Source organism: Acinetobacter sp. SAAs474 (genome assembly GCF_032823475.1).
GTDB lineage: Bacteria > Pseudomonadota > Gammaproteobacteria > Pseudomonadales > Moraxellaceae > Acinetobacter.
The window spans coordinates 2,622,593-2,640,126 of record NZ_CP127915.1; the positions used below are offsets into that span (position 1 = coordinate 2,622,593).

Annotated in this window: 17 protein-coding genes; 7 read left to right on the plus strand and 10 right to left on the minus strand. The window is 36.2% G+C overall.

Annotated elements, in window-relative coordinates; all coding sequences use genetic code 11:
- Positions 1-22: 22 nt before the first annotated feature.
- Together mmsB and QSG86_RS13230 are read right to left on the minus strand one after the other, a co-directional pair.
- The gene (gene mmsB, locus QSG86_RS13225) at positions 23-919 is read right to left on the minus strand and encodes a 3-hydroxyisobutyrate dehydrogenase (RefSeq protein WP_317031930.1); all 897 of its coding nucleotides are present in this window, start codon (positions 917-919) and stop codon (positions 23-25) included.
- A gap of 10 nt (positions 920-929) precedes the next feature.
- Complete coding sequence (locus QSG86_RS13230; protein WP_317031931.1) at positions 930-2,462, minus strand: CoA-acylating methylmalonate-semialdehyde dehydrogenase; 1,533 nt, start codon at positions 2,460-2,462, stop codon at positions 930-932.
- A 180-nt stretch (positions 2,463-2,642) separates the two neighbouring features.
- On the opposite strand from QSG86_RS13230, the gene QSG86_RS13235 reads away from it, so the two are divergent.
- On the plus strand, positions 2,643-3,557 hold the full coding sequence (locus tag QSG86_RS13235) for a LysR family transcriptional regulator (protein WP_317032578.1): 915 nt from the start codon (positions 2,643-2,645) through the stop codon (positions 3,555-3,557).
- Positions 3,558-3,792: 235 nt separating this feature from the next.
- On the opposite strand, the gene QSG86_RS13240 is transcribed toward QSG86_RS13235, so the two are convergent.
- The 3 genes from QSG86_RS13240 to QSG86_RS13250 form a co-directional block, all read right to left on the minus strand.
- A complete protein-coding gene (locus QSG86_RS13240) occupies positions 3,793-4,899 on the minus strand; it encodes a class II histone deacetylase (RefSeq protein WP_317031932.1) in 1,107 nt (368 codons plus the stop codon).
- A gap of 380 nt (positions 4,900-5,279) precedes the next feature.
- On the minus strand, positions 5,280-6,233 hold the full coding sequence (locus QSG86_RS13245; RefSeq protein ID WP_317031933.1) for a helix-turn-helix domain-containing protein: 954 nt from the start codon (positions 6,231-6,233) through the stop codon (positions 5,280-5,282).
- Between the two features lie 247 nt (positions 6,234-6,480).
- Positions 6,481-7,905: an APC family permease gene (locus QSG86_RS13250; protein ID WP_317031934.1), complete on the minus strand. Its 1,425-nt coding sequence runs from the start codon at positions 7,903-7,905 to the stop codon at positions 6,481-6,483.
- Between the two features lie 393 nt (positions 7,906-8,298).
- Here QSG86_RS13250 and QSG86_RS13255 point away from each other — a divergent pair, with 393 nt between their 5' ends.
- Positions 8,299-8,973, plus strand: a complete 675-nt coding sequence (locus QSG86_RS13255) for a response regulator transcription factor (RefSeq protein WP_317031935.1) — start codon at positions 8,299-8,301, stop codon at positions 8,971-8,973.
- A gap of 66 nt (positions 8,974-9,039) precedes the next feature.
- Here the strand turns inward: QSG86_RS13255 and QSG86_RS13260 are convergent, their stop codons facing one another.
- The 4 genes from QSG86_RS13260 to ribA form a co-directional block, all read right to left on the minus strand.
- Positions 9,040-10,332: an FAD-binding oxidoreductase gene (locus QSG86_RS13260; RefSeq protein ID WP_317031936.1), complete on the minus strand. Its 1,293-nt coding sequence runs from the start codon at positions 10,330-10,332 to the stop codon at positions 9,040-9,042.
- 72 nt (positions 10,333-10,404) lie between these two features.
- The gene (locus tag QSG86_RS13265) at positions 10,405-10,824 is read right to left on the minus strand and encodes a Rid family hydrolase (RefSeq protein WP_317031937.1); all 420 of its coding nucleotides are present in this window, start codon (positions 10,822-10,824) and stop codon (positions 10,405-10,407) included.
- A 48-nt stretch (positions 10,825-10,872) separates the two neighbouring features.
- Positions 10,873-12,012 (minus strand): tyramine oxidase subunit B, encoded by a 1,140-nt coding sequence (locus QSG86_RS13270; protein ID WP_317031938.1) that lies wholly within the window; start codon positions 12,010-12,012, stop codon positions 10,873-10,875.
- A gap of 437 nt (positions 12,013-12,449) precedes the next feature.
- Positions 12,450-13,052, minus strand: a complete 603-nt coding sequence (gene ribA, locus QSG86_RS13275) for a GTP cyclohydrolase II (RefSeq protein WP_317031939.1) — start codon at positions 13,050-13,052, stop codon at positions 12,450-12,452.
- Between the two features lie 350 nt (positions 13,053-13,402).
- Here ribA and QSG86_RS13280 point away from each other — a divergent pair, with 350 nt between their 5' ends.
- Positions 13,403-14,188, plus strand: coding sequence for a MipA/OmpV family protein (locus QSG86_RS13280; protein WP_317031940.1), 786 nt, complete (start codon positions 13,403-13,405; stop codon positions 14,186-14,188).
- A 113-nt stretch (positions 14,189-14,301) separates the two neighbouring features.
- Here QSG86_RS13280 and QSG86_RS13285 read toward each other — a convergent pair whose 3' ends face one another.
- Positions 14,302-14,673 (minus strand): DoxX-like family protein, encoded by a 372-nt coding sequence (locus QSG86_RS13285; protein ID WP_317031941.1) that lies wholly within the window; start codon positions 14,671-14,673, stop codon positions 14,302-14,304.
- A gap of 512 nt (positions 14,674-15,185) precedes the next feature.
- Between QSG86_RS13285 and QSG86_RS13290 the strand changes: the two genes are divergently transcribed.
- From QSG86_RS13290 to QSG86_RS13305, 4 genes are all read left to right on the plus strand, one after another.
- Entirely contained in the window at positions 15,186-15,539 is a 354-nt protein-coding gene (locus QSG86_RS13290) for a MarR family winged helix-turn-helix transcriptional regulator (RefSeq protein ID WP_317031942.1), read from the plus strand.
- Positions 15,540-15,779: 240 nt separating this feature from the next.
- Positions 15,780-16,358 (plus strand): nuclear transport factor 2 family protein, encoded by a 579-nt coding sequence (locus tag QSG86_RS13295; protein ID WP_317031943.1) that lies wholly within the window; start codon positions 15,780-15,782, stop codon positions 16,356-16,358.
- Positions 16,328-16,831, plus strand: coding sequence for a chalcone isomerase family protein (locus tag QSG86_RS13300; protein WP_317031944.1), 504 nt, complete (start codon positions 16,328-16,330; stop codon positions 16,829-16,831). The genes QSG86_RS13295 and QSG86_RS13300 overlap by 31 nt, the downstream gene beginning before the upstream one ends.
- A gap of 9 nt (positions 16,832-16,840) precedes the next feature.
- Complete coding sequence (locus tag QSG86_RS13305) at positions 16,841-17,527, plus strand: response regulator transcription factor (RefSeq protein ID WP_317031945.1); 687 nt, start codon at positions 16,841-16,843, stop codon at positions 17,525-17,527.
- Positions 17,528-17,534 lie beyond the last annotated feature (7 nt).

Here is a 17,534-nt window from a genome sequence, read left to right on the forward strand (position 1 = left end):
GCATCCTTGCAACATCATTGTTTTAATCTTGGGCGTATTCAGGACAATACTGATACATAATGCTGGAAAAATCTAAATGTGCATCTCCCTCTCGACATAGCTGTTGATACATTTTTTGTACCACATTGCCAAGCACCATTGGATATTGCGCCTGCGCTGCTGCTTCTACAGCCAAACCTAAATCTTTGAGCATCAACTGTGCAGCAAAACCATCACGATAACCACGTGAAGCAGGTGCATTTTCACAAATACCCGGCCAAGGATTATAAACTTCTGAACTCCAGCAGCGCCCTGTTGAACTGTTAATCACACCTGCCAATGCTTGAGGATCCATACCAAGCTGAACACCCAATGCCATACTTTCAGCCACAGCAGTCATCGAAATACCTAAAATCAAATTGTTACAGATTTTAGCCACTTGTCCCGTACCAATTGGACCACAATGTACCAAGTTTTTCCCCATAGCACTTAATACTGGTTGAATAGCAGCAAAAGTATCGCTATCCGCACCGACCATAAATGTTAAGGTCGCATCTTGAGCCCCTAAAGTTCCCCCAGAAACAGGAGCATCACAAACGTGAACCTGACATGCTTCTGCTGCCGCAGCAATTTCCTGAATGGTATTAGGATCAATCGTACTACTATCAATACAAATCGTTGCTGCTTTAAGCACATTTAAAATACCATTTGCACCTAAATATACATCACGGACATGTTTTGCTGCAGGCAACATGGTCAGCACCACATCAGCATGTTGCGCTGCATCTTGAGGACTGGCACAAACAATACCGCCAGCCGCTGCAAAATGCTCAAGTGCCAGTGTATTTAAATCAAAACCATAAACTTGATAACCAGACTTGAGCAGATTTTTTGCCATCGCGCCGCCCATGTTACCCAAACCAATAAATGCAATATTCATGGCATGCTCCTTAACCTAAATTAATGGTAGTATTGACTGTACTGCTACTTGCCTGACTATCTTCAAACCAACGACTGGTGATGGTTTTGGTTTGGGTATAGAACTGAATCGCCTGTTTACCATAAGGTCCTAGATCACCTAGTTTTGAACCACGAGAACCCGTGAAACTAAAGAATGGTACAGGGACTGGAATAGGAATATTAATGCCGACTTGACCGATGTTAATCTGCTGCTGAAAAATACGTGCTGTACTGCCACTTTGGGTAAATAGTCCAACACCATTACCAAATGGATTGGCATTAATCAACTGAATGGCATCTTGTAAACAGTCGACATGAATAATCACCAATACAGGACCAAAAATTTCTTCCTGATAGATACGCATATCGGTATTGGCATGATTAAAAATCGTAGGTCCAATAAAATTACCCTGCTCATAGCCTTTGACATCAACATTGCGGCCATCGAGTAATAATTCTGCGCCTTGTGCAACACCACTTTCAATTAAATCAAGAATACGTGTTTTAGCACGTTTGGAAATGACAGGACCTACATCCGTATCTGGTTCATGACCAGCATTCACTTTTAATAATTTAGCCTTGTTGACTAAATCATCCACCCAATGTTTGCTTTCACCGACCATCACCGCGACAGAAAGTGCCATACAACGTTGACCAGCAGCACCAAAAGCAGCACCCACCAATGCATTGAGTGTCTGTTCTTTATTGGCATCAGGCATGACCACGACATGATTTTTGGCACCCATCATCGACTGTACACGTTTGGCATGTTGTCCTGCAAGCTGATATACATGCGTGCCAACAGCAGTTGAACCGACAAAAGAAATCGCTTTAATATCTTGATGTGTACATAATAGATCGACCACCTCTTTACCACCATGTACTACATTTAATACTCCTGCAGGAACTCCAGCCTGAATTGCCAGTTCAACCAGCATCATGGTCGATAATGGATCTTGCTCAGAAGGTTTTAATACAAAGGTATTACCACAGACGATCGCCATTGGAAACATCCATAATGGAATCATGGCAGGAAAATTAAACGGGGTAATTCCTGCACAAACACCAAGTGGTTGCTGTATGGTATAGGTATCAATACCACGGGCAACGCCCTCGATATATTCTCCCATTTGTAATGTCCCAATCGAACATGCATGCTCAACCACTTCTAAACCACGCTGAATATCCCCCTCTGCATCAGCCAGCGTTTTTCCTTGTTCAGCAGTCAATACTTGGGCAATATCTTTTAATTGACTACGAATTAAGGCCTGTAGTTTAAGCATAATACGCATACGGGCCTGAATTGGTGTCTGATGCCAATCTGCAAATGCAGTTTGTGCCGATTGAATGGCAGCATGTACTTCTTCTGTCGTGGCAAAAGGGACTTGCCCTAATACTTCCTGAGTTGCAGGATTAATAATATCTTGCCAGTGACTGGTTTTTGACTCAACAAACTCACCATTAATCAGAAGTTTTACTTTCTTGGTTGCAAGGTTATGCTGCTGTTGATGAATAGCGTTCATGATTGCTCCGTGCTCGGTTGTTATTGTCCTTGTCCTAGCCTTTACTGGCTATTTATTTTAAACGTATAATTTTTACGCTGTTTTTGCAGACTAGCAAAGAATACTTTAACCACCAATAGAAATTGATGCACGATGGTTGTGCATATTTGCACAAAGATTTAACAGGATGTTAAGTAGATGATGAAAGTTGACTGGGATCACTTACGGTTTTTTTTAACCTTGGCACGTGCTAAAACACTGACCAATACAGCACGATTAATGACAGTTGAACACAGTACTGTTTCACGTCGAATTCAAGCATTAGAAACGGCCCTTGGTAAACAGCTTTTTAAACGTGAAGCAAGCGGTTATGAATTAACTGCTGAAGGTTTAATACTGTTACCGCAAGTCGAACAAATGGAGCAGGCTTTTGCACAAATTGATATCTCTAAACACCCGTTACAGGGCCGTGTGCGTATTGGTGCACCAGAAGGATTTGGTACCGCATTTTTGACCCGTTTATTGGCCGAATTTTCACAACACTACCCCTTACTGACGATTGATTTAATTCCAGTTCCTAAAACCATAAAATTGTCACATCGAGAAGCCGATATTGTGATTTCAATTGATCGGCCTAAATCTGGACCTTATATTATTACTCGCCTCTCCAATTACTGTTTAAAGCTCTACGGCAGTGAAAGCTATTTAGCGAATAATGCTTTAATTTCAAATATCAATGACTTAACTCAACATCGTTTTATCGATTATATTGATGATTTAGTTTACAGTTCAGCTTTATATTCATTGGCACGCCTTCCTGTACCATTATCTGCATGTTTTCGCAGTAATAGTATTTTGGCACAGCAGATCGCAGTCAGTGCTGGCGCAGGTCTGGCAATTTTGCCATGTTTTTTAGCGCATAATAAAGCAGAACTCAAGACAGTACTCAGTGATCAAATCTGTTTTACCCATACCTTTTGGATGCTGACCTTGGTTGATTTACAGCATGAACCGAAAATTAAATTAGTGTGGAATTTTTTACGTAAACAAGCCGACCTACAACAAGATATATTGATGGACCATGAATATGTTACCCAGCAACGATGGCCCAAATAGGCTTTACAGTCATTTTTTCGCCAATAATATATGATTTAAACCATATGAACTGGCGAGCTATTTCTGATCGATACTCAGCTTTCGCTATGTATCGATCGCATATCTAAATACAAGAAATCGATGACCAAATCATAGGTAATCATATGTGAGCTGCTGAACCAGTGTGGTATGAGCTATGTTCAGTGGCATCGTGCTGGCGTAAAAACGCCAGTCAATACTTTAAGCAGCCATCGCATTACTCAGCGAAATTATGCACCAACTCATCAATACGCTGTTTTTGAAAATTTTGAAATGCTTCGCCTTGTTGCTGTTCAATAATAAAATCTTTACATGGATCAACAACTGCAGTACGTATCCCTGTCATGTCTTCAAGTACCGCAAGACCGCAAAACGGTACATAAGATTCTGAATAGCCTCCTTCATGTACAATCACCAGTTTTCCATCACAATATTGTTCAGCAGCCTGTCGGGTAAGACGGGTCATCTCACGAAAGGAATCACTATGCAATAACATTCTTGCTAAAGGATCCAGACCATTGGCATCATAACCACACGCAACAATAATCATTTCAGGTTGAAATTGTGCTATCGCAGGCAAGACAATTTGCTCAAATGCATAGATATAGGCGTCATGACCACTGCCAGCATATAAAGGAATATTGATATTATAGCCTTTACCTAAACCTTCACCACGATCCTGATCGCCACTATAACCAGGTGGGAAACACTGATCTTGATGAATAGAAATGGTCAATACATCATCACGTTGATAATAGATATGCTGGGTACCATTACCATGATGCACATCCCAATCAATTACCACGACTTTGCCTAAACCATGCTCTGCTTTGGCACGTTCAATGGCCAGTGGAATATTGGCCAAAAAGCAAAAGCCCATAGCCTGATCAGGTAAACAATGATGACCTGGTGGACGCGATAAGCTATAAGCATTAGCAAATTCACCCAAATACACCTTTTCAACCGCTGCACAGGCTAAACCCGCAGAAATTTTAGCAATTTCATAACTACCAGGACCAATCGGTGCTTCCACACCCAACGGACCACCCCCTTGATCACTGACTTGTTTAAAATGATCAAGATAATGCTGTGGATGAATACGCAATAAATCCTGCTCCGTTATGGCGGGTGCAGACAATGAAACCATGTGCTGCATTAAACCTGAAACTTCCAGCAAATTTTTTAAACGTCGTTTGGTTTCGGGAGATTCTGCATGACTGGCGCCACTGGGTACTTGTACCCAACCACCAATCGGTAAAATTCCGGCATATAATCCAGTACTATGCCAGTAACACCATTCATCATTAAAAAAGGCTGTTTTCATGATATATAGCTCATTCAATTATAAAGTGAGGACATCAGTTATAACCGAAATTTCAAATAAAAAAATCATCCGAAAAACTGATTTATTGCATGTTTTAATGTGATCGCTATTTTTATCTCTAGGTAAAAAATAATGATTACTTTAATTATTTTAATTGTATGGCTTTTTATACATTTCATTTTTGTATAATGCTAAAAATAAATTTAACGATTTAAAATTTCAAATAAATCGTCATTTTTATTTTTTTAAATTATATGATAGAACAATCAATTATCTAAATATATTTAACTTTTATATTTTAAATATAAATGTACCGATTTATCAATAATAAAATTTAACATTCATTATTTACATAATAAATAGATATCAAGCTCTATATTTCAACATAAAATTAATTTGGATTTTTTATACAGCATCGTTTGTGATGGTGATTCTCCAAATAAGCGCTTATAATCTACTGCAAATTGTGATAAATGCCAAAAACCCCAATGGGCTGCAATATCACTAATTGTCATTTGTGTGGATGAATACTGTAACATTCTACGTACTGCATTCAATTTCATCATCTTTAAAAATAATGCTGGACTTTGTCCGGTAATCTGCTCGAAACAGTTTTGTAATGTTCTACGTGATGTGCATGTAATATGACATAATTCTTCAATTGAATAACAATAGTCAGGATTATCATTCAAGACTTCACAGACTGTTTTAACCACATTTTGTGCTTTTTGGTTGGAAACTCGAATCGGTTGATGATGAGCATTTAATACACTCAAAAAATCGTCACCAAGGGCTAAAATTTCAGATTTTACCTGCTGTTGTGTCGCAGAATTTTGAATTAAATGTGAATTTTTTAATACATCATTAAGTAGTTGGGTAAATTTTCTATAAAAAATTTCACTATATTGTGCTTCAAGTATATGACCGTATTTTGCATGATTATATTGCAAATTATGATCATTTAATAAGTTAAATGGAATAGTTAAGGAGTAAAATGCACTATTTTCAGGCAATCGTAATAAAATCTCTCCTTCATCATAACAAGAAAGAATTTCATGTCCTGTAATATTTTTACCCAACCAAATCGCATTATTTGAAAGTTGCGAAAACATCCCTATACATAATGAATTTTTTTTAGCCAAACCACGTTGGAAAATTGAAGGTACAAATCTTTCTTCATAAATTTGAATATCGTCGAAGGAAATTTCACGTAGATAACTTTCAAATTTTCCAGCAGAAACTTGGTCATAGGTCAAAATCCATTCATTTAATATTTCGGCATGTACATATGACTCGGTAATACACCGATTTTCACTCATTGACTGTAATTGCATCCGTTCTTCTCATTTAGCATGAATAACATTGATTCCTATCAATGCAAAATATATACCACTCTTCCTTAATTCATTCTCTAATTCACAAATTAGTTAATACTTTAATTAAAATATATTTCATTATTTACTGATATAAATTAAAAATCAACAAAAAAAGAGTAATTCATTATAACTACTCTTTTTTATGATTTATTTATATTGCAATATCTTATATTTAATGTAAAAAACATTATTTTATCTATAAATCTTAGATATATTCAATCAACTTTTTTAATTGTTTAAATTTCTGTGGTTGTACCATTTGAATCATTTGTGCCCAGAAAATACCGACAAAAACAACTGCAAAAACAAACCAAGGAACCAGTTGAATAACGGGTGACTCACTACCACTTAATGTCTTAATATTTTGTACCACCAGAACCAATACACAGCTCATACCAATCAGGGCTAAAAATGGTGCAATCGTACCGTTCCATAAAGAGACTGGAAGATGTGAGTTTTTTCTAAAGAAAATCATCACTGCAACAGAAACACCGATCTGTAATACCAAAATAGACATACTGGCGATCACGGAACCCCATGCAAAAACATCAACCATCGGATCTAGATTTTTTAATCCGGTCAATGCCAGAATCACGATAATGAATATACCTTGAATGATACTGGCAATATAAGGTGTATTATTATTCGCATGTGTATTGGCCATTTTTGACCAAATCAAACCATCACGGCTCATGGTAAATAAATAACGTGAAAGTGAATTGTGAAATGCTTGTGTTGCAGCAAATAAACTGGTGATTAATAATAATGACATTAATTCAATTGACCATGGTCCCAGACTTTGTTGTGCAATGTTATAAATCATCATACCCGGATCGGCAGCAGCAACTTCAACCAGTTTGCTCTGACCAACATACTGAATGAGTGACCATGACGTTACGGCATAAAATACCGTAATTAAACAGACGGCAATAAAAGTCGCACGTGCTACGGTTTTTTGAGGATCTTTACATTCTTCCGAATAGATAGCAGTCGCCTCAAAACCGATGAATGAACAGATGGCAAATACCAATGAAATCCCAATATTACCACTGAGAAATACACTGGGTGCAAATGATGCAAAACTATATTGTGCAGCGTTATTTACACTCACAAAATCAAGTAATAACACAATCCCAATTTCTAAAAGTAATAATATTCCTAAAACTTTCCCACCGATTTCAACTTTTAAGATGCCTAAAACAACCACCAGCATTTGCATTAAAATTGAATAGATCCACCACGGGATTTCAATATTCCAATGTGATTGAATAAACTGATTGGTAAAGAAACCAAACATAGCACTGACCGCCAATTGAATTGCAATATAGGCAAGTAATGCAGCATTTAATCCTCCTAAGCCACAACGGACACCAATACCCTGTACAATATAGGCATAAAATGCACCAGCATTAACCACATATTTAGCCATGGTCACAAAGCCAAAACTAAACAATAACAACAATATTCCCGCTAGAATAAAAATACTTGGTACACCAACCCCATTACCAATAAAAAAAGTTACTGGAAGTGCACCAATAACACCAGTTAAGGGTGACGCTGCAGCAACGACAAAAAATACTACTGTAAATAGCCCTAGGCTTCCTTGTTTTAATGCGTTATTGTTCGTCATTTTTTTCTCCGTGAACAATGTATTGATTCAGTCTATGGGTATTCGTCCCAAGGTATTATCAAAATTAAGCATTTTTTAGTTTTTATAGATAATTTAGAATATCGGCTTAATTTCTCTGACATCATCATCCATCAAAAATAGCCAAATTTAGCCGCATCACCTGATGGCATACACTGCACGATCTAGATGATTTGAGTTATTTTAACTCGGTAAAAATTGCCCAATTTTGATAACAGTCCACCCAAGATCAAGGGATGATAGGTAAACAATGCGCAGTTATTGGCTGAGATTTGTCATCAATTCTATAGTTTAAGCTCAGATTAGCATCTCACCATCAGCTGTAAATAAATCCAGAATTTATCGATATTATTTGGACATGGAGTCAAACCAACAATGCAAACAAAATCATGGAATCAATTTGTCGATCATTTTATCTATGCCTTAAATCGTGTAGTTCCACTACAAAGTTTCTTTGCTTATCATGTTAAGTTTTCAACGACAACAGCACATTTAAACGCCTATTATGCTAAAAATATTCCTCAACATTCGATTCATCATTATGTTGATTATATGTGTCAATATGATCCAATTAATGCACTACAACAACCACAAAAATCAGTCATGACACAGCTAAAACATCAACATATTCCTCAACCTTATTCTGATTTTTTAAAAGACAATCAGGTACTCGATAATATTGAATTAATTTTTCAGGCTGATCATGAAAACTGCCTAGCAATCAGCCTTATTCGCAGTGAAAATGAGCAGGTTTTTAGTCCACAAGAAATTGAAATGATTCAAAGTTGTTATGATTTAGCACAATATAATGGTACTAAACACTTAGGTTCTCAGATAGCGAATACTGCTTGTCAAGAGATGATTAAATTATTAACACGCTCCGAACGTGAAGTTTTAACCCTTATTTTAACTGGCAAGAAAAATCAGGAAATTGCCGATGCCTTATTTGTCAGTCTTGCCACAGTTAAAACACATATTTATCATATTTTTCAAAAAACCATGGTTAAAAGTAAACGTGAACTCATTCTTAAAGCCTTAGCAGCATCATAAGGCAGTTTTTTTAAGCACCTTAAATAGGAAATTAGCATGCCTTAGACCGCTAATTTCACGAATGTTCTATAACCGTTTAAAGCTATAAGGTGTTGGATCAATAATGGGCTGATGCTGTGAAATCAAATCGGCAGCTAAATGCCCAGCAGCAGGCGAAGTACCAAAACCATGACCTGAAAATCCTGTTGCAATCGTTAGCCCTTGGATATGTTCAATTGAATCAATAATCGGATTGGAATCTGGCGTTACATCAATCATGCCTGCCCAACTATTTTCAATTTCAGCATGTTTAAATATCGGCCACGCGGCAGCTAAGTTTTGCCATGCTTCTTGATTTAAGGTTTGATTTGCTACTGGGTCCATCATACGTACTTTTTCAAATTGCGTGACTGTATCTTTAGACCATTTACGTGGTGCCGATAAATCCTGAAAAAAATAACGTCCAAACGAAATATTTAAAAAATCACGTTGTGTTTTTAATTGTTGCCAATATTTACTACCCAATAATAAATGATCCAATGTTAAAGGTGCATCCAACTTACCGCGTTGAGTAATAATATAGCCACCATCAATATGTTTTCTAAAAGAAAAATTAGATGCGCCTACGGCAATTTCTGTTGGCCCCTGCATCGGTTTGGTCTTAAATACAGAACACACCAATGGTAAACTTGGTAATGAAATACCTAAATTCCCCAAGAAACGACGTGACCAGAAGCCGCCTGCAAGTAAGATTTGATCACAACTGATTTTACCCTTTTCAGTATACACCCCTACCACACGCCCATTTTGGATATCTAATTGACGTGCAGCACATTGCTCAACAATAATCGCACCATGCTTGATGGCTGCTGTAGCAATTGCACTGGATGCCAAAGTTGGCTCAGCACGACCATCGGAAGGTGTATAGAGCGCACCGGCCCAATTGGCTTGACCATGTGGAACCAATTCATTGACGTCTTGTGCACTGATAATTTTTGAATCCAAATTTAAATGAGCAACTGATTTTAGCCATTTTTGCTGTAATTCAATCTGTTCTGGCTGACTCGATAAAAACATAATTCCAGCTTGACGATAACCCACCTCTCCTGCAACACGTTCATTCATTTCTGACCAAAGTTGATCAGATGCTAATGCAAGGGGTACATCATCAGCCAATCGATTGGTTTTACGTACCCAACCCAAATTACGTGAAGACTGTTCAGCTGCAATCTGGCCTTTTTCAATCACCACCACAGAAATATTTCTTTCTGCTAATGTTAAAGCAGCATTGAGTCCAACAATGCCTCCACCAATAATCACAACCGTTGCCGTTGCAGGTAATTGACTTGACGTTTTTACCGGAACAATCGTTGGAACCATGCAATTTTTTCCTTTTATTTATATGAGCAAGCGATTTGATCAATGGCAATCTAATCGCTTAACCATTCATACTTAAGCAATTTTAATATGCTCAAGCTCTAATTTTGCTGCACCACGATATGCTGTGAGTTCTAACTCAACTTTATATACTGTAGAGCCCAGTGGAGGACATGTCACGGTCGTTGCTGGATTAATGCCTTTAAATTTAGTGCCAATAAAATCCATTACTTTTGCTGTATCTGCAGGATCTTGAATAAAGACACGAGACATCACGACATCTGCCAATGAAGCATCAACAGTGGCTAAGGCTACTTCAATATTTTTAAAAACTTGTTCAGTTTGTTGTAAAACATCTTCTGAAATTAATTTAGTTTCAGGATGACGCCCTGCAGTGTTAGAAACATAAATCCAGTTATCTACCATCACTAAACGTGAATAACTACCTTTCTCTTCGAATACTGAACTGGTATTAACTTTAGTAATTTTACTCATGTACTTTCATCCTCATCATCAATAATTAAATTGGGTTAATGTTGTGTTTTAACGTAAGGTTGGACTATCCCAAAGATTAAGTTTGGTCCCAATGCCTTGTGCTAATGCATTTTGATAAATCACGGTTGCCCAAGCGACGTCTTCAACAGGCATACCACCGACTGACATTAAAATAATTTCATCATCGTTTTGACGTGCGGGTGCTTCTTGTGCCACAATTTTTCCGAAATCTTCTAATTGCGTTGCTGCAATTTTTCCTTCTTCGACCAAATCCATAAATTTAACCCCAATTAATGGTACGGTGTGATGTGCTGGTTTTGGTAATTCTTCAAACCAAGCTTCATACATCCCCGGATTATCGAGTACCTTACGCACATCTGCGGCTTGCATTGCATCATCAATATTGCATCCTGCTGGCATAGCTAAAAATGCACCTTTCTTGACCCATGCTCTTTTAACCATCGGATAGGTATTTGGATCACCCACCTCGCCAGAATTACAATAGGTAATAATGTCTGAACCTCGAACCACCTCTTCTACACTTTCTACAACTTGAATATTAGTGATTTGTGGGAAGTTTTCTTTGAGCCACAGTACAAACTCATCAATACTCTTTTGACTACGCCCTTTAATTTTAATCGTATCGATATTTGGACGTACCGCCATAAATGCTGCAACCGAAGTCCGTCCCATGACCCCGGGACCCACCAAACCAATGACTTTTGCATCTTCACGTGCCAGATGTTTTGCACCTACACCAGGAATCGCACCAGTACGATAAGCTGATAATAAATTTGCAGACATATACGCCATTGGCGCACCAGTGTCCGTATCATTTAAAGTGAACATTAAAATAGAACGTGGTAGGCCTTTTTGGCGATTTGCAATATTAGAGCCATACCATTTCACGCCCGTCGTACCAAACTTACCGCCCAAATAGGCTGGCATCGCCATAAAGCGTCGATCGGCTGTTGGTTTGGGCATATTGGGAAAAGGAGAGTTTTCAGGAAAAACCATCATGGCACCATGTGAATCATTATTAGGTCCAGCCATACGGTAATCACCGTAGTACAGTAGACTAAACATATCTTCCATGGTTTGAACACAAGCAGGCATATTGGTGACGCCAGCCTTGATCATGTCTGATTCCGATAAGTAAATAAAATCAATTTTTGTATCTTGAGTCATGCGCTTACTTTCCCTAAAAGCACACTTTCTTGCACTAAATTTGTAATGTAGATCCTGTTATTGATCTGGTATAAATTTAAGCATTTTGCTTCAGTGTGACTTTAAATAAAATATTTTGATGAGATCAAGTTATGATAAATAATGATAAAAAACATCAACCTTAGGGTTGATTTGATGATGGTTAACTCACCAAACGATACTATATTTTTACGATATAAATAGACTAAAAAAAAATTTAATTTAATATTATTCAATATATTATATTTTTTTATTTATCAAAAATTAAATTTGTATTACACAAATCAAGCTGCAATCATGATACTGAAAATAGCCTGCCGTACGCTTCATTCGCATCCAATTTCAATATTGTATTTTTTAATAACGCATTAGGGATACGATAACGCTATTCGTATCCCTGTGATTATTCTGGATTAGATTTAGAAATCACTATATTCATATAAATGTGACATACGTTTTTTTTTGGTTTGTAAATAATTCTGATTAAACAGACTTAGTCCTACTGTCAACGGTACGCGCTGTACGACATTGATATTTAATTGTTGTAATGCTTTAATTTTCAATGGATTATTTGTAATCAATTTAACATCTTGAATCTGTAAATGACGGAGCATAATCTGACACATAGCATAATCACGTGCATCTGCAGGTAAATTGAGTAATAAATTTGCATCTACAGTATCATGTCCTTGGTCTTGTAGTGCATAAGCACGGATTTTATTGGTTAAACCAATACCTCGACCTTCTTGACGTAAATATAAAATCACTCCCTGACCTTCATCATTGATCATTTTCATCGTCGAATGTAATTGTGGTCCACAATCACATTTGAGTGATGCAAAAGCATCACCTGTTAAACATTCTGAGTGTATGCGTAGCAGTACAGGCTGTGTCTGAATAGATGGCAAGCCTTTAGCCAATGCAATATGCTCTTCACCTGTGTCTTGATCTTGAAACGCGTAAATATCAAAATCACCAAACGCTGTGGGTAATTTCGCTTTAGAAACAAATTTTATCGCCATTGATTCACCCAGTTTATCTTTAAAAATCACGCACGCAATAGATCTGATCCATTAATTTTATTTATTTTAATATGATTTAAATTACAATCATTTAAAATAATTATAAAATTGAAGATCAGTATGTTAATACAGATTAATATTTATTGATCACTTTGATCTTAAATAAATTAATCACATGATAAACATAATATAGATAGAGTGAATTTTATGTGAAATAATCTAGAATATAGTTATTATTAATATAAAATTTATTTTACTTTAAATGATAATAAAAATTCAATATTATGCCTATATCTAATGCCCTCATTTATGCTCAGTGAGCATACACTACATTAAAATAAGGATACTTTATGTTAAAACAATTGATGTTTATTTCTCTATCCTGTATTGCCTTCAATATTCAGGCTAATGAAAAAAAAGGCAGTATTAATAAACCCGATGGTTTAAGTATAGGTATTGGTGCCGTCGGTCAAAGCGGATTATATCTAGGTGAAAAAACCGAAGTAACGCCTATTCCGGTGATTGCTTATGAAGGAGAACATTTTTTTGTACGTGGCTTATATGCCGGTATGCAGTTTTACCGCGATGAGAATATTACAGTAAATGGAATTGTCAGTGCCAATATGATGCATCTTGATGTTGATAAACTGAGTGATTCAAAGTTAAAAGAGAAAAATATTGATAAATCTCAGCTAGAAGATCGTGACAGAAGTGTTGATTTAGGGATGGAAACACTGATGAAACTTCCTTATGGTGTACTGTCAATGCAAGCTTTACAGGATATTGGCGCTGCAAGTAAAGGAACAGAAATTAAAGTAAATTATCAATATTTTTGGCGACTTCATCCTCAGTTTACACTGATCCCAAATGTTGGTTTTGACTGGTTATCAAATAAACGTGCCAATTATTACTATGGTATTTTAGATGAGGAAGTTGCCCGTGGTATCACTGCTTATCAACCGAATCAACTGATCATTCCTCATCTTTCATTGGGTGCGCGCTATCGCATTAATCCACGCTTTGATATTACCGGTGTTGCTGTATATAAGTTTTTACCGAACAAAATTGAAGATGGCCCTCTCGTCGATCAAAAATCATTAACCAATTTTTTTATGGCAGTGACTTATAAATTTTAACCATTAAGTTTTTATCCATTTGGTCTGTGCCGTTTCACTGTGATACGGCCAGAAAAGAAATAATCTCAAGCATTTATCATTTAATCATCATCTGAATGATAAAAGTATATTTATTACGCTGAGAGATATTTTAAATATATATAGGACAAACTTATCATTGCAATATTCATGACGACTGGATTAAATGCAGCAACCAATAAACTGGGTTGTAATATGCTCAGTAAAATCAGTAACAGAATTAAAGCCAAGATATTTACAAAATGAAAAAATTTATAGCCTAAACATAGCCACAATATACCAAAAATTATTTCTGACACACCTGAAAAATAACATGCAAGTTGTGCAGTATTAGGATCAAACCCTATTCGCTGCCAAATTAAAATTTCCTCAGGCTGAGTAAATAAAATTTTAGGTACCAAACCTTGATATATCCATAAAAATCCTAATACAAAGTTAATCAATCCTTCAAGTTTTAAATTAAACATGTGAGATAAAAAATATTAAAGATACTTTATTCTATATTTTTTTAGCATATTAAAAAATGAATTTAATATATAAATTTTTTAGATCACTTTTAATAAATTTACAATAATAAAACAAGTTAAATCTTCTAGCTTATTTGAATAAAATCTTGATCATAATTATTTTAAATCATATTTTTTCATTATCAACCCGAATCCCGCTTAAGCCAATGACTCCATAAAGTGTTGTTAAATCAAATTAAAGCCACTTTTATCTTCACTTTCTTTAGCAGGATTCGGGTTAAATACAATGCAGATGGTGTTAAAAAATCAGATCAAATTTCAACATTATTAGATAAATACATCACTTTAAATCAAATTAAATTGAAATATGACAACAAAGTATAAAATACTTTTAAAAAATTATTTTTTTTAGTATAAAATGTTTATTATTGTATAGTTTAGATATCCAATTTACTGTGAAATCATTACGCTTCTTACTGCGAGCTCGTCTCGAATGGATAGAAAATCGCCTGATGGCAAATGCGAAAAAAAATGGTTATGGTTATATTTCACCCTCTATGGCAAAGCTCTATAGTTATTTAGGAGATGAACCTATCCCCATGTCTAAACTTGCACGTGATCTCAAGATTTCTCGACAGGCGGTACATCAACTCGTTACAGAAGGAATCAATGCAGATTTTCTAAGTTTGGTTAATTCACCCCAAGATAAACGTATTAAAATGGTACAATTTTCTACCAATGGTGAAGCGATGGCAAAAGCCGCACTTGCAGAACTCAAACAAATTGAATATGAACTGGAAGCAGCATTAGGGCATAAAAATCTCAAAGAACTCAAACGAATTTTAGCATTAGACTGGCCAAACTAAGGCTTAAAGCTGTGGTTCATGGACTTTTATGATACATTTTACTACACTGAAAGATTAGATGTAGCCTAGATATCCGATCAGCAATATAAATCATCATATCTCAATGATTCAATCCACGATAAACAAAATAAAATTCAACACTTTGTTATTCTAAGATATTCATTCTAGACTATATTTTCACATGTAATTCACGACTTTTTAATTAACTTAAGCGCATACCATAAACATGGAGCGTCTTGAATGAACAGTATCAAAAAAGTATTGAGCATTGCGCTCACATTTCCATTACTGTCCTTATTGGGTTGTAAAAGTACACCGAGTTATTCATCTGATTATGCTCAAGCCAGAAATCGCATTCAAGGCGTTAACCTCGATGCCAATAAGGCCCAAGAAATTGGTCTACGATTTACCTCTGCATTCAATACATTAGGAACAGATGCATTTATCAATAATGCCACCAATCTTTATGATCATTCATTATTTATCAATGACACCTTGTCACAATTTAACTCTAAAAATCAACTGATTACACATTTTAAAGCAATGAATCAGCGCGTTAAAAATGTCAGTGTAGAGTTACTTAACACCTCTTTCCATCATGATTCTGCCTACGTACATTGGTATATGCGCTATGACTTTAAATTTCTTGGCAGTACACGGCGTATGGCCTCATATGGAATCAGCGAAATTAAGATAAATACAGACGGTAAAATTATTTTCCAGCAAGATTTCTGGGATCCTGCCAATGGTTTGTATCGTTCACTACCTTATGCTGGAGGCATTTACTCATGGCTACTGCCATTCAAAAAATCCTCTTAATCACGATACTACTCGGCAGTCATCAATTCAGCGTGGCCAGTAATACAACATTACAGGTCTGTGGTCGTGGTGCTTTATCTGTTGCTCAAAAGCATATTGGTACAGCAATCTATTATGCTGAAAATTGTCAACAATCTTGGCAAACACAAAGTATAGCAATTGATTTTAATTATCAACATGCGATTCCAGAATGGGCATTTAAACGTGCTGCTGGTTATTTTTTACAACGTAATATTCAGCAGCAAACATTATTAGATATATTCAATCAAGTCACAGCATTATATCGCCCTGTCAAACCGGGAGACCACTATCGTCTTCGTTATGAGATACAGAATAAAACACTGACATTAAGTCTGAATCAGCGTATGTTAGGTTCTATTCAACATCCCGAAGCACAAAAATATTTTAGTATATGGTTCGGTGCACAGCCGTTTAATGTTAAATTAAAACAACAGCTTCTTGATTTAAATTAGTGATTCTCCATGTCAAAGTATTTTATTTTAATGGTCGAAGATCATTATGAACTGGCTTCAACAGTCTATGAGTTTTTAGAAGAACATGACTTTGTAGTCGATCATGCACGCAATTTAACGGCGGCTCAAACCCTACTTAAACAACGCCCTTATCATTTATTATTACTGGATATCAATCTACCTGATGGTTCTGGTTATGACTTGTGTCAATGGCTACGTCAAGATGCTGATCTAAGCCTTCCGGTACTGATGCTCACAGCACGAGATACGCTACATGACAAACTAAAAGGATTTCATGTTGGCACAGATGATTATCTGGTGAAACCATTTGATTTTAATGAACTTGTTATGCGTATTAAAGCATTAATTAAACGCTCACTCGGTGAAGTTTCTAGTCATAAACTCCAGATTCATGACCTGATTTTAGATACTGCCACACAGCAGGTCAGTCGAGCAGGCAAAGCGATTGAATTACAACCAATTCAGTTTAAATTACTGAAAATTTTAATGCGTCACTCACCACATGTGCTATCCAAGCAGCAAATTATTATGGAACTCTGGGGAGATGAAGAACCTGAAAGCGATTCTTTACGTAGTCATATTTACAATTTACGTAAAATGATTGATAAACCTTTTGAAGAAAAACTGATTCATACCGTTTCTGGTGTAGGTTTAAAGATCGTATTAGCACCATAATACCTAA